Origin of the sequence: Kineococcus sp. DHX-1 (genome assembly GCF_042473625.1) — a bacterium.
Classification (GTDB): Bacteria; Actinomycetota; Actinomycetes; order Actinomycetales; family Kineococcaceae; genus Kineococcus.
Window position 1 is genome coordinate 3,019,898 of sequence record NZ_CP170445.1, and the last position, 13,159, is coordinate 3,033,056.

Consider the following 13,159-nt stretch of genomic DNA (forward strand, 5'->3'; position numbering starts at 1 on the left):
CACGCACGTTGGTGACACGCCGGTGACTACCGGTCCGTGACACGGAGAAGACCTCCGAGTGGGGTGTGGAGCTGTCGAGGAACCGCACCACCACCCGGAGGTCTTCGTGCTTCACCGTAACGCTGCCCTCGTGCCGAAGGCACGCCTGAAGCTGGCCCGCCTCATCGTCGATGAGGGCTGGCACGAACGCCGCGCCGCCGAACGCTTCCAGACCTCCCACACCACCGCCCGCCGCTGGGCCGCCCGCCTGCGTCAGCTACGCCGAGCAGGAGCCAGCGAAGCCGACCTGGACCGCGACGGGCTGCCTGACGCCCCCTCGACTCCGCGGCGCAGCCCGCACCGGACCAGCAAACGGCAGGTCAAGAAGGTCCTGCGCCTACGCCGGCGCGGGTGGGGACCAGCCCGCATCGGACCGCACGCAGGCATCCCCGTCTCGACCGTGGCCAAGATCCTGAGCCGTGAAGGCGTACCCCGCCTGCGCGATGTGGACCTGGCCGACCGGCAACGTGCCCGTCGTGAGGTCCGACGCTACGAGCGTTCTGCTCCGGGGGAACTGGTGCACATGGACGTCAAGAAGTTGGGCCGGATCCCCGACGGGGGCGGGTGGCGTGTCCACGGCCGCGACAGTGAGGCGGGCCGGGCGGCGAAGGCCCTGGCCAGCCGCCGCCGACTGGGGTACGCCTACCTGCACACCGTGCTGGATGACCACTCCCGCCTGGCCTACACCGAGATCCTGCGTGATGAGCAGGGCCCCACGACCGCAGCGTTCTGGCATCGGGCCTGCTCCTGGTTCGCCGACCGCGGTGTCCGCATCAAGCGGGTCTTGACCGACAACGGGTCGAACTACCGCTCGCGGGACGTGGCCGCCGCGCTGGTGGCGACCGGCGTCGTGCACAAGCGGACCCGGCCCTACCGGCCGCAGACCAACGGCAAGGTCGAGAGGTTCCACCGGACGTTGATCACCGAGTGGGCTTACGCCCGCCCCTACGCCTCAGAGACGGCGAGGGTTCGGGCCTTGCCGAAGTTCCTCCACCTGTACAACCATCACCGGCACCACACCGCCCTCGGAGGCCGGCCACCGATCAGCCGCGTTACCAACCTCCGTGCTCAGTACAACTAGACCATGTCGGGTGTCGGCTCCATCAGCGCCTCCGCTGTGCGAGGCACCGGCAGACCGGAGGGCAGGACGCCGGCCCGCGGGTCCTGCGGCAAGGAGATGACGGACGGTGTCGCCACGGTCCCCTCCCGCAGAGTGCGGACGCGCCCCACCAAGGCCGAGCCGAACCCCGGGAGGACGTGGAGCGCTGGCACGAGGAGCATGCCTACGACGATCACCGCGGCCCACGCGAGGAGGACCCCAGCGGTGTGACCGAGGGCGACACCGACCGCCACGGCCGCGGACATCACCACCGCCAGGCCCACCTGCGGGCGGAACACGGCGAGGGAGTTCGAGGAACGGTCCTTGCCGCCCTTCGGAGTCACCTTGAACGACAAGTGCTTTCCCCTGAGGACGCCGAGGAGAGCGAGGAAGTACACCGGCTGGACGAAGACACCCACCACGCGACCGGCCAGCATCACTCCACGTTCCACGTCGGGCCGGACGTTGAAACGCGTCATCGCCCAGTTGTGGACGTTCCGCCACACCAGGTACGGCGCGTACCAGGTGAGCAGGGGCACGAGGTCGATGGCAGCCGCGGCGACTCCGGTGAGGAAGTAGAAGACCAGGAGCGCTGCACCGACCACGAAGGTGAGCCCGCTGAAGTAGTTCTGCTGCAACCAGACGTAGTACAGGCGCGCCCTCCAGTCGAGGTGCGGGAGACGCCGCCACGTCACCCTCCTCAGGATGTCGAAGCAGCCGAAGGACCAGCGCATCTGCTGGTTGACGTAAGCCAGCCACGTGGTGGGCCCTTCCCCCACGGCGAGCGGTTCGGCGACGTACGTGGAACGCCACCCGGCCGCGTGCAGTTTGATCCCCGTCGCCATGTCCTCCGTCAGGTGTCCCTCGTACCAGCCCTCGCGGCGCAGAGCTGCGACCCGCACCACGTGGTTGGCGCCGAGCATGAGTGCCATGCGCCGGGCGCTGAGGCCGCGCAACACGGACCCGTAGAACGTGAACTGCTGTTCCCCTGCGGCGCGAGCAACGAACGAGTCCGTGTTCCCGTAGATCTGCGGCGTCACGACCCACGCGACATCGGAGTCGTGGAACTCGGGAAGCGTCCTGGTGAGGAAGTCCGGACGGACGACGAAGTCGGTGTCGACCTGCGCGACGATGTCGTAGTCGTCCCCGTGGGCGGCGTACCAGGCGTTGTGGTTCCCACCCTTCGTCCGGGCGGCGAACGGTCCGTCGGCCTGGTTCCAGTCCGCGACGCCGCGGCGGCTGAAGTGCTTGACCCCCAGCTCGGAACAAATCCGTCGGACGTCGTCGTCGTCACCCTCGTCCAGGACCCACGTGTCGTGCGGGTAGTCCGCCGCGACCATCGCCTGCAAGGTGTTGCGCAGCATGGCGACCGGCTCGCTGCCCGGGACGAAGGTGGTGAGGAACGCGACGCGGTGTCCCGCCTCGGGTTCCCGCGGGGCCTCGAGCACCGGCAGCCTCCGGCTGAGCACGTGGTTCAGAGCGTCCATGACGATCCGGTGCCAGACGACGAGGCTGAGCAGCACGAAGAGCACCACGGGCAACCACGCGGCGCCCGGCCGCGGCAGGCGCGAGAACCTGTCGGAGTCGAACCAGAACGTGGCGAAGGCAGCCAGGGTGCAGGCGCCGATGACCACGGACACGGTCCAGGCGGCGCGCTGACGACCGGTCACGTGCTCAGACCAGGACGGGGAAGGGCAGGGGGGAGCACAGGAGCCTCCGGGCACAACGAAGAGACCCGGCGAGTGGGGGCTTCTTCACCCCACACGCCCGGGTCGATGGTGGTCGACGGGTGGTGACCGAGCTGCTCAGTCGTCACACATTCAAGCACCGAGTTCCGCCCGAAAACGGAACCGTGACCCCTTCACCCCGCTGCGACAGTCTTCTTCACCCGTCCAGCGCAGCGCGGATCACGGGGAGTCACCGAGGGTCGGCCTCGAGCGGGACCACGGAACGACGAAGGGCCACCGGGTTCACCCGGCGGCCCTTCGTCGTGCGCGCCCCACCTGCAGGGACGGAACCCTCAGGCGGGTGCGTGGAACTTCTGCTGCGCCGCTTCGAGCCCCTCGAGGACGAGCTTCTCGACGGCGTCGGCGGCGTCCATGAGCAGGAACGGCAGGTCCTTCTTCTCCGTGCTGGAGAACTCCTTGAGCACGAAGTCGGCGGGGTCCTGCCGGCCCGGCGGGCGGCCGATGCCGACCCGCACGCGCGCGTAGTCCTTGTCCCCCAGCGACTTCGAGACGGAGCGCAGGCCGTTGTGGCCGCCCTCGCCGCCGCCGCGCTTGAGGCGGACGGCGCCGAAGTCGATGTCGAGCTCGTCGTGCAGGACGACGGTCCGCTCGACCGGGACGTCGAAGTAGCTCGCGAGACCGGCGACGGGACCGCCGGAGACGTTCATGTAGGACGTGGGGGCCGCGAGGACGACCCGCGGCCCGGGGGCACCGCCGGGCAGGACGCCGAGGCGGACCTCGGCGACCCTGGCCCCGGAACGGTGCCGCTTGAAGGACCCGCCCGTGCGCGACGCCAGCTCGTCGAGCACCATCTGGCCGACGTTGTGCCGGGTGCGCTCGTACTCGGCGCCGGGGTTTCCCAGGCCGACGACGAGCCAGGCGTCGCTCACGGGGTGCGGTCCTCCTGCTGGGTGGGTCTCAGGACTCGTCGGACTCGGACTTCTCCTCGGCGGGGGTCTCGCCGGCCTCGTCCTCGGGCTCGTCCTTGACGATGCCGGCCTCGGCCTCGGCGGCCTCGAGCTCGGCCTCGACCTGGGCGGCGGTGGCGGCGGCGCTGACGACGACGACGAGCTGCTCGGCGTCACCGGCGAGGGTGACACCCGAGGGCAGCTGCACCTCGGAGGCGGCGACCTGGGAACCGGCCTCCAGGCCCTCGACGGACACGGTGAGGGAGGCGGGGATGTGCGTGGCCTCGGCCTCGACGGACAGCGTCGTCAGCTCCTGCTGGACGACGGTCTCGGGGCCGGCTTCACCCTCGACGTGCACGGGGACGTCGACGACGACCTTCTCGCCACGACGCACGACGAGCAGGTCGACGTGCTCGATGAAGCCCTTGATCGGGTCGCGCTGGACGTCCTTGGGCAGGGTCAGGTGGGACTCGCCGTCGACGGTGATGTCGAGCAGGGCGTTGGAGGCGCGCAGCGCGAGCAGGGTCTCGTGGCCCGGCAGCGTGATGTGCAGCGGCGCCTCGCCGTGGCCGTAGACGACCGCGGGAATCTTGCTGGCGCGACGGATGGAGCGGGCGGCGCCCTTGCCGAAGCTGGTGCGCTTCTCGGCGGTGAGCTTGGTCTCGGCCATGGTGGTGGTCTCCTCGATCTCGGGACGGACGGCGTGCACAGGCCCCGGGAGAGAACAGCGACTCATCCACCGCGTCGATCACGGTGTCCGCTCGACCTGGATCGAGCGCCACCCTCGCCGAGGCAACCGGCGGAGAGTCTACCCGCTCCGCCGGCTGCCTCCTGCGGTCAGCCGGTCAGCTGTGGCCGTCGAAGAGCGAGGTCACGGACCCGTCGTCGAACACCTCGCGGATGGCGCGGGCCAGCAGCGGGGCGATCGAGAGGACCGTCAGCTGCGGGAACTGCTGCGACGGCGCGATGGGCAGGGTGTCCGTCACGATGAGCTCGGAGATCGGCGAGTTCTTCAGGCGGTCCACGGCCGGGCCGGACAGCACGGCGTGCGTGGCGGTGGCGATGACGTCGGCGGCACCGTTGGCCTTGAGCGCCTCGGCGGCCTGGACGATGGTGCCGGCGGTGTCGATGAGGTCGTCGACGAGGACGCAGGTGCGGCCCTCGACGTCACCGACGACCTCGTGCACCTTGACCTGGTTCGGCACGTTGGGGTCACGGCGCTTGTGGATGATCGCCAGCGGCGCCCCGAGGCGGTCCGACCACAGGTCGGCCACGCGGACACGGCCGGCGTCCGGGGAGACGATCGTGATGTTCGAGCGGTCGACGCGCTTGCCGACGTGGTCGGCCAGGATCGGCAGCGCCCACAGGTGGTCGACGGGACCGTCGAAGAACCCCTGGATCTGGGCGGTGTGCAGGTCGACCGACATGAGGCGGTCCGCGCCGGCGGTCTTGAACATGTCGGCGATGAGGCGGGCGGAGATGGGTTCGCGCCCGCGGCCCTTCTTGTCCTGGCGGGCGTAGCCGTAGAACGGCGCGACGACCGTGATGCGCTTGGCGGACGCCCGCTTGAGGGCGTCGACCATGATCAGGTGCTCCATGATCCACTGGTTGACGTTCGCGGTGTGGCTCTGGATGACGAACGCGTCGGACCCGCGCACGCTCTCCTCGAACCGCACGTAGATCTCGGAGTTCGCGAAGTCGTAGGCGCTGGTCGGGACGAGCTCGGCCCCCAGCTCCTTCGAGACCTGCTCCGCCAGCTCCGGGTGTGCCCGCCCGGAGATGAGGACCATGCGCTTCTCGCCCGTGGTGGTGATGCCGGTCATCGGTCGGTCTCCTGCCCTTCGGCCTCGCCCGCGGTGGGGCCTTCGCTCACGGCCCGCTGCGCCGCCTGGGCCGCGGGAGTTCCTGGTCGCTTGTCGAGGGTCCAGCCCTCGAGGTTGCGCTGGGGCGCCACGTTGATCGCGAGCGCCCCGGGGGGCACGTCCTTGCGGATCACCGTGCCGGCCCCGGAGTAGGCGCCGTCGCCGACGGTGACCGGCGCGACGTACATGTTGTCGGAGCCCATCCGGACGTGGTCGCCGATGGTGGTGTGCGACTTGGTCACGCCGTCGTAGTTCACGAAGACGGAGGCAGCCCCGATGTTGGAGTGCTCCCCGATCGTCGCGTCGCCGACGTAGGACAGGTGCGGCACCTTCGAGCCGCGCCCGATGCGGGCGTTCTTCGTCTCCACGAAGGTGCCGATCTTGCCGTCGTCCCCGAGCCGGGTCCCCGGCCGCAGGAACGCGAACGGCCCCACGTGGGCCCCGGCGCCGAGGACGGCCGAGCTGCCGTGCGTGCGCTCGACGACCGCACCGGCCCCCACCTCGACGTCGGTGAGGGTGGTGTCGGGGCCGACGACGGCACCGGTCGCGACGCGCGTCGCGCCGTGCAGCTGCACCCCGGGCCGCAGCGTCACGTCCTGGGCCAGCTCGACGTCGGCGTCCACCCACGTCGTGGCCGGGTCGACGACCGTGACGCCGGCGAGCATCCAGCGGCGCAGCGTGCGGCGGTTGGCCTCGACGGCCAGCTCGGCGAGCTGGGCGCGGTCGTTGACGCCGCGGATCTCCCACTCGTCGTCCAGGGCGAGGGCCTCGACGCGGCCGCCGTCGGCCCGCAGCAGGGCCAGCACGTCGGTGAGGTAGACCTCCCCGGCCGCGTTGTCGCGTCCGACCCGGCCCAGGGCGCCCCGCAGGGCGACGGCCTCGAAGGCGTAGATGCCGGAGTTGACCTCGCGCACCGCCCGCTGGGCCTGGCTGGCGTCCTTCTGCTCGACGATGGCGCTGACCCCCTTCTCGTCGCGCAGCACGCGGCCGTAGCCGGTGGGGTCGGCGAGCTCGGCGGTCAGGACCGTCATGGCGTTGCCGCCGTCGGTGTGCGCCTGCACGAGCCGGGCGAGAGTCGCCCCGGACAGCAGGGGGACGTCGCCGTAGGTGACGAGGACGGTGCCGGTGAGGTCGGCGGGCAGGGCCTGGAGCCCGCACTGGACAGCGCGCCCCGTCCCGGGGACGTCGTCCTGCAGCGCCACCGTGACGGCCGGGTCCGCGGCCTGGACGGCGCCGGCGACGACCTCGGCCTGGTGCCGCAGGACGACGACGAGGTGCTCGGGGCCCACCTCGCGGGCAGCCCGGAGCGCGTGCGCCACCAGGGGCCGGCCGCCGAGGGGGTGCAGCACCTTCGGCGTCGCGGACTTCATCCGGGTGCCTTCACCGGCCGCGAGCACGACGACGGCTGCGGGGCCTGGGGTTCGGGCGGTGGCTGACGGTGCGGTGGTCACGCGGGGCGCGCTCCTCGCGGCTCGTCCGGTCGGCTCGTCCGGCTCCCTCGCGGGATCCCGGGCCTGCGCCGGCCGGTGGCGTCGACGGACACGGGCGAGGATATCCGCCCGCGCGACCCCGCCGGGACCGCCGCTCCCGGGAGAGGATTCGAACCCCTACTGGACGGGACCAAAACCCGCCGTGCTGCCGTTACACCACCCGGGACCGCGTCGTGCCGTCCCATCCTGCCAGCACCCGCGACGCTCCCCCGGCAGGGCCCCGGAGCCCGTCCGGCAGGATGACCCCGTGACCCCCGGCCGCCCCCGCTCCCGCATGACGGGAGGCGAACGCCGCGAGCAGCTCATCGGCGTGGGGCGCTCGCTCTTCGCGTCCAAGGGCGTGGAGGGCACGACGGTCGAGGAGATCGCGGCGGCGGCGGGGGTGTCCAAACCCGTGGTGTACGAGCACTTCGGCGGCAAGGAGGGGCTCTACGCGGTCGTCGTCGACCGCGAGATCGCCGCCCTGCTCGGAGCCATCACCCGCGCCCTGTCGGGGCGGGGTTCGCCGCGCACGCTGCTGGAGCGGGCCACGATCGCCCTGCTGGACTACATCGAGTTCTCCACCGAGGGCTTCCGCATCCTCGTGCGGGACTCCCCCGCGACCCAGCCCACCGGGACCTTCGCCAGCCTCATCTCCGACATCGCCCGGCAGGTCGAGCACCTGCTCGTCGACGCCTTCGCCGCGCGCGGGTACGCCCCCGAACGGTCGGGGATGTACGCGCAGATGCTCGTCGGCATGGTCGCGATGACGGGCCAGTGGTGGCTGGACACCCGGGAGCCGGCGAAGGAGGAGGTGGCCGCGCACCTGGTGAACCTCGCCTGGAACGGCCTCACCGGACTGGAGCCCGAACCACGGCTGTCCCCGCGCGCCCGCCCCGAACCGCCCGTGGGACCGGCGCTGTGACCTTCCCCCAGGAACCCCGCGACCCCGTGCGGGACGCCCCCACGGACGAGGTCGACCTCATCGTCGCGGCGTGGCGCCGGGAGGCGCCGCAGCTGGACGTCGAGCCGCTGGAGGTCCTGTCCCGCGTGGCCCGGCTGGCCCGGCACCTGGACAGGCTCCGCCGCAGCGCGTTCAGCGCGCACGACCTGGAGACGTGGGAGTTCGACGTCCTGGCCGCCCTGCGCCGGGCGGGCGCCCCGCACGAGCTGTCCCCCGGACAGCTGCTCGTGGAGACCCTCGTGACGAGCGGCACGATGACCAATCGCGTCGACCGGCTCGTGACGCGCGGGCTCGTGGAGCGCAACCCCGACCCGGGCGACCGGCGCAGCGTGCGCGTCCGGCTGACGCCCGCCGGCTCGGACGTCGTCGACGCCGCGCTGGCCGACCTCGTCGAGGCCGAGCACCGGATGCTGGACGTCCTGGGACGCGAAGAGCGCCGAGCACTTGCGACGCTGCTGCGTCGGGTGTCGGCGCCCTTCGAGGGCTGAGCCCTCAGGTCCGGTCGGGCCTCAGTAGGCCCCGCGACCGCGGAGCACGGCCCCGGCGGTCTTCCACAGGATCATGAAGTCGAACGTGAAGGACCAGTTCTCGACGTAGCGGACGTCGAGGCGGACCGACTCGTCCCAGTCGAGGTCGCTGCGGCCGTTGATCTGCCACAGACCGGTCAGGCCGGGCTTGACGAGCAGGCGGCGACGCATGTCGTAGCCGTACTCGTCGACCTCCTTCTGCAGCGGCGGGCGCGGCCCGACGAGCGACATCTCGCCGCGGACGACGTTGATGAGCTGGGGCAGCTCGTCGATCGAGTACCGGCGCAGGATGCGGCCGATGCGCGTGATGCGCGGGTCGACCTTCATCTTGAACAGGACGCCGTTGCCATCGGTGGACTCGCGCAGGTCGATGAGCAGCTTCTCCGCGTCGGTGACCATCGAGCGGAACTTCATCATCGGGAAGGTCTTGCCGTCCTTGCCGACGCGCTGCTGCTGGAAGAAGACCGGGCCCTTGCTGTCGATCTTGATCGCGAGGGCCAGGACCAGGAAGAGCGGGCTGAGGACCACGAGGGCGAGGCCGGCGCTCACACGGTCGACCGTCGTCTTGGCCAGGCGGCGGACGCCCTCGAGCTCGGGGCGTTCGACGTGCAGCAGCGGCAGGCCGCAGACGGGGCGGATCGCCACGCGCGGGCCGATGACCTCGGTGAGGGCCGGCGCGACCACGAGGTCGGCGCGGGTGGCCTCCAGCTCCCAGCCGAGCCGGCGCAGGCCGGGGCCGTCGAGCTCGGGGCAGGCGGTGACGGCCACGACGTCGGCGTCCACGCTCGTCACGGCGTGCCGGACGTCGTCGAGGCTGCCGATGACCGGGATGCCGAGCTCGCGCAGCTCCGCGTCGTCCTCGGCGCTGCCGCGACCCCCGGGGACGCAGGCCCCGACGATGCGCATGCCGTGGTAGCTGGCGCGGTGCAGCTGGCGGGCCATGCCGGCGACGGCAGCGCGGTGGCCGACGGCGACGACCGTCTGGCTGGCCTCGCCACGGGTGCGGCGCGCGTGCAGCTGCTGGCGCAGCGCGTAGCGGCCGATGAGCGTGAGGAAGATCGCGATCGGGAAGGCGACCACGACGTAGCCGCGGGCGATGTCGAGGCCGAAGGCCCACGAGCTCGTCCCGACGAGGGCCACGACGGCGAGCCCGGCGGTCAGGACGCGGTGGAACTCCTCCGACCCGACCCCCAGGAAGCGCGGCTCGTAGGTCCGCAGGGCGCCCATGGCGACGACCCACACGACGGGCAGCAGGACCGCGCACGCGACGACGGCGCGACCGGAGGTCAGCGACAGGTCGGCGGGTGAACCGTTGAAGCGGGCGAAGAAGCCCACGAAGGCCGCGAGGGCCGCGGCCAGCGCGTCCACGGCGACGATCTTCTGGACGTAGGTGCGCTGCCACGCCGGGGTGCGCTCGGGGAACCCGAGGCTGCCGCGCTGGCGCGGGACGAGCAGACGTTCGCGACGCACGGCGTCAGCGGTCCCGTCTGCGGGTGAGGTGCCGAGCAACTGGTCGTCGAGCTCCCCCGGAGCCGTCCTGGCCCCGGGCACGTCGCTGATGCTCAAAGTCCCCCCTGGACTGGTGCGTCGCCCACCGGTCACCGGCGGCGGCACCGCGGTGCCGCCCCCACGGGACCAGCGGTGCGTGGCACAGAGTAGGGGAAGGCCACCCGAACGACGCAAGGGGTGACAGCTCCTGTGACGATCCACCGGCAGGAATCGACCGGATGGCCTCACCCGTTTGACGCAATGGTCACTGAAGATCGCGGAGAGTGATCGGACCGTTCAGGCGCCTACCCTGGAGGGGTGGCACACCTGCTCGGCGGCGAAGCGCTCCGTCTCGAACACCCCACCCGCGTCGTCTTCGACTCCCTGACCCTCGGCGTCGACGAGGGGGACCGCATCGGCGTCGTGGGCCGCAACGGCGACGGCAAGTCGAGCCTGCTGGGCCTGCTCGCCGGGCGCACGACCCCCGACGCGGGCCGGGTGACCCGCCGCGGCGGGGTGCGCGTGGGCGTCCTGGACCAGACCGACGACCTCGACGAGCAGGCCACGGTGGGTCACAGCGTCGTGGGCGAGACCGACGAGCACGTCTGGGCCGGCGACCCGAAGGTCCGCGACGTCATCGCCGGCCTCGTCGCCGACATCGCGTGGGACGCCCGCGTGGGTGACCTCTCGGGTGGTCAGCGCCGCCGCGTGGCGCTCGCGGCCGTCCTGGTCGGCGACTGGGACGTCCTCCTCCTCGACGAGCCCACCAACCACCTCGACGTGGAGGGCATCGCCTGGCTGGCGGGGCACCTGAAGACCCGCTGGGCGGCGAACGACGGCGCCCTGCTGGTCGTGACCCACGACCGCTGGTTCCTCGACGAGGTCTGCACGACGACGTGGGAGGTCCACGACCGCATCGTCGAACCGTTCGAGGGCGGCTACGCGGCGTACGTCCTGCAGCGCGTCGAGCGCGACCGGCAGGCGGCCTCGGCCGAGGCCAAGCGGCAGAACCTCATGAAGAAGGAGCTCGCCTGGCTGCGCCGCGGCGCCCCGGCCCGCACCTCCAAGCCGAAGTTCCGCATCGACGCCGCCAACGCCCTCATCGCCGACGTCCCGCCGCCGCGCGACCGCGTGGAGCTGTCCCGCCTGGCCACGGCCCGCCTCGGCAAGGACGTGGTCGACCTGCTCGACGTCTCGGTGTCCTTCGGGGACAAGCAGGTCCTGAAGGACGTGGAGTGGCGCATCGCGCCGGGTGAGCGCACGGGCATCCTGGGCGCCAACGGGTCGGGGAAGTCCACGCTGCTGTCCCTGGTGGCGGGGCTGCGCCAGCCCACGGCGGGCCGGGTCAAGACCGGCTCGACGGTCCGCATCGGCATCCTCGACCAGCAGTTCCGCGAGCTCGCCGACATCGCCGGCGACCGGGTCCGCGAGGTGCTCGCGAGGACGCAGACGACGTTCCTCATCGACGGCAAGGACATGACCCCCGCCCAGCTGCTGGAACGGCTCGGGTTCGCCCGCGAGCACCTGTCCGCTCGCGTCGGGGAGCTGTCCGGTGGTCAGGCGCGCCGGCTGCACCTGCTGCTGGTGCTGCTGTCCGAACCCAACGTCCTCATCCTCGACGAACCGACCAACGACCTCGACGTCGACATGCTCGCCGCGATGGAGGACGTGCTCGACACCTGGCCGGGGACGTTGGTCGTCGTCTCCCACGACCGGTACTTCGTGGACCGCGTCACCGACCAGCAGTACGCCGTCCTCGAGGGCCGGCTGCGGCACCTGCCGGGCGGGTTCGAGGAGTACCTGCGCCTGCGCGAGGCGGGCGTCGGCGCGGCGACGACCGCTGCGAGCACGGCCCCCGCGCGCGAGCCGACGGGTCTGAGCGGAGCGGACCTGCGCGCGGCGCAGAAGGAGATGACGGCGGCCGAGCGCCGCCTCGACAAGCTCACGGGCCAGATCGCGACGCTGCACGAGAAGATGGCCGCCGCCGACCCGTCCGACTACGCGGGGACGATGGAGCTCGACGGCAAGCTCAAGGAGCTCGAGGCCGAGGTGGCGACGCTCGAGGAGCGCTGGCTGGAGCTGTCCGAGCTCGTCGCCTGAGCGAGCGGTCGAGCGCGCGCCCTCAGGCCACGGCCTCCAGGACGCGCGCGCCGACGACGGGGCCCGAAGCCGTCCGGAGCCGCCCCTCCCCCACGACGGGCACCAGCGCGGCGGCGACGTCCCGCGCGGCGGCGGCCGAGCCCGCGAGCAGCGCCACGGTCGGCCCGGACCCCGAGACGAGGGCGCCCAGGGCTCCAGCCTCCCGGCCGGCGTCGAGCGTGCGCGTCAGCTGCGGGGCGAGGGTGCAGGCGGCGTCGGCGAGGTCGTTCGACAGGGCCGCGGCGAGCGCCGCCGGGTCCCCGTCGCGCAGCGCCGCCTCGACGGCCTCCAGCCGCCCGTCGGCCCCCGGCCCGGTCCAGCCGGGTCCGCGCTGCCGGTCGCACTCGGCGAAGACGCGGGGCGTCGAGAGCCCGGCCGGGTCGAGGACGAAGACCCAGTGGAACGCACCGCGGGTCAGCACGGGCACGAGCTGCTCGCCGCGCCCGGTGCCGACGGCCGTGCGCCCGTGCAGCCCGAAGGGGACGTCGGACCCCAGCTCCGCGCCGAGGGCCGCGAGGCCGTCCAGGCCGGTGCGCAGCTGCCACAGCGCGTCGCACGCGACCAGGGCCGCGGCCGCGTCCGCCGACCCGCCCGCCATGCCCCCGGCGACGGGTACCTCCTTGCGGACGTGCAGGTGGACGGGCTCGTCGACGCCGGCGCGCTGGGCCAGCAGGCGCGCGGCCCGCACGGCGAGGTTCGAGCCGTCCAGCGGGACACCGGAGACGTCCGTGCCGCCCACGCCCTCCACCGTGACGCCCCACTGCGCGGCGGGGGTGGCCGTGACGTCCTCGTGCAGGGACACGGCCTGGAAGACCGTCACGAGGTCGTGGAACCCGTCGCCGCGGACGGGCCCGACCTGCAGCAGCAGGTTGACCTTGGCGGGGGCTCGCGCGGTGACGCCGGGTCGGTTCGACGTGGGGACGGAGGGCGGCACGGG

11 protein-coding genes and 1 tRNA gene are annotated in these 13,159 nt (G+C 72.4%); 4 read left to right on the forward strand and 8 right to left on the reverse strand.

Features of this window, described 5'->3' with window-relative positions; all coding sequences use genetic code 11:
- Positions 1–106: 106 nt before the first annotated feature.
- Positions 107–1,120 carry an IS481 family transposase gene (locus tag ACFEMC_RS14510; protein WP_380170285.1) on the forward strand — a complete coding sequence of 338 codons (1,014 nt, stop codon included), beginning with the start codon at positions 107–109 and terminating at the stop codon, positions 1,118–1,120.
- Here the strand turns inward: ACFEMC_RS14510 and ACFEMC_RS14515 are convergent.
- From ACFEMC_RS14515 to ACFEMC_RS14540, 6 genes are all read right to left on the reverse strand, one after another.
- The gene (locus ACFEMC_RS14515; RefSeq protein WP_380170286.1) at positions 1,117–2,808 is read right to left on the reverse strand and encodes a glycosyltransferase family 2 protein; all 1,692 of its coding nucleotides are present in this window, start codon (positions 2,806–2,808) and stop codon (positions 1,117–1,119) included. The genes ACFEMC_RS14510 and ACFEMC_RS14515 overlap by 4 nt on opposite strands.
- Positions 2,809–3,158: 350 nt before the next feature.
- Positions 3,159–3,755, reverse strand: coding sequence for an aminoacyl-tRNA hydrolase (gene pth, locus ACFEMC_RS14520; protein ID WP_380170287.1), 597 nt, complete (start codon positions 3,753–3,755; stop codon positions 3,159–3,161).
- Positions 3,756–3,783: 28 nt separating this feature from the next.
- A complete protein-coding gene (locus tag ACFEMC_RS14525; RefSeq protein ID WP_380170288.1) occupies positions 3,784–4,443 on the reverse strand; it encodes a 50S ribosomal protein L25/general stress protein Ctc in 660 nt (219 codons plus the stop codon).
- Between the two features lie 175 nt (positions 4,444–4,618).
- Positions 4,619–5,596: a ribose-phosphate diphosphokinase gene (locus tag ACFEMC_RS14530; RefSeq protein WP_367640011.1), complete on the reverse strand. Its 978-nt coding sequence runs from the start codon at positions 5,594–5,596 to the stop codon at positions 4,619–4,621.
- The gene (gene glmU, locus ACFEMC_RS14535; protein WP_380170289.1) at positions 5,593–7,086 is read right to left on the reverse strand and encodes a bifunctional UDP-N-acetylglucosamine diphosphorylase/glucosamine-1-phosphate N-acetyltransferase GlmU; all 1,494 of its coding nucleotides are present in this window, start codon (positions 7,084–7,086) and stop codon (positions 5,593–5,595) included. Before glmU ends, ACFEMC_RS14530 begins: the two co-directional genes overlap by 4 nt.
- 133 nt (positions 7,087–7,219) lie before the next feature.
- Positions 7,220–7,291: transfer RNA gene (locus ACFEMC_RS14540), tRNA-Gln, on the reverse strand.
- A 108-nt stretch (positions 7,292–7,399) separates the two neighbouring features.
- Here ACFEMC_RS14540 and ACFEMC_RS14545 point away from each other — a divergent pair.
- Together ACFEMC_RS14545 and ACFEMC_RS14550 are read left to right on the forward strand one after the other, a co-directional pair.
- Complete coding sequence (locus ACFEMC_RS14545) at positions 7,400–8,029, forward strand: TetR family transcriptional regulator (protein WP_380176801.1); 630 nt, start codon at positions 7,400–7,402, stop codon at positions 8,027–8,029.
- 26 nt (positions 8,030–8,055) lie between these two features.
- A complete protein-coding gene (locus ACFEMC_RS14550) occupies positions 8,056–8,556 on the forward strand; it encodes a MarR family winged helix-turn-helix transcriptional regulator (protein WP_380176803.1) in 501 nt (166 codons plus the stop codon).
- A 21-nt stretch (positions 8,557–8,577) separates the two neighbouring features.
- Here ACFEMC_RS14550 and ACFEMC_RS14555 read toward each other — a convergent pair whose 3' ends face one another.
- Positions 8,578–10,065, reverse strand: coding sequence for a sugar transferase (locus ACFEMC_RS14555; RefSeq protein WP_380176805.1), 1,488 nt, complete (start codon positions 10,063–10,065; stop codon positions 8,578–8,580).
- Positions 10,066–10,401: 336 nt separating this feature from the next.
- Between ACFEMC_RS14555 and ACFEMC_RS14560 the strand changes: the two genes are divergently transcribed.
- On the forward strand, positions 10,402–12,183 hold the full coding sequence (locus tag ACFEMC_RS14560) for an ABC-F family ATP-binding cassette domain-containing protein (RefSeq protein ID WP_380170290.1): 1,782 nt from the start codon (positions 10,402–10,404) through the stop codon (positions 12,181–12,183).
- A 22-nt stretch (positions 12,184–12,205) separates the two neighbouring features.
- On the opposite strand, the gene ACFEMC_RS14565 is transcribed toward ACFEMC_RS14560, so the two are convergent.
- Positions 12,206–13,156, reverse strand: coding sequence for a 4-(cytidine 5'-diphospho)-2-C-methyl-D-erythritol kinase (locus ACFEMC_RS14565; protein ID WP_380170291.1), 951 nt, complete (start codon positions 13,154–13,156; stop codon positions 12,206–12,208).
- Positions 13,157–13,159: the final 3 nt, after the last annotated feature.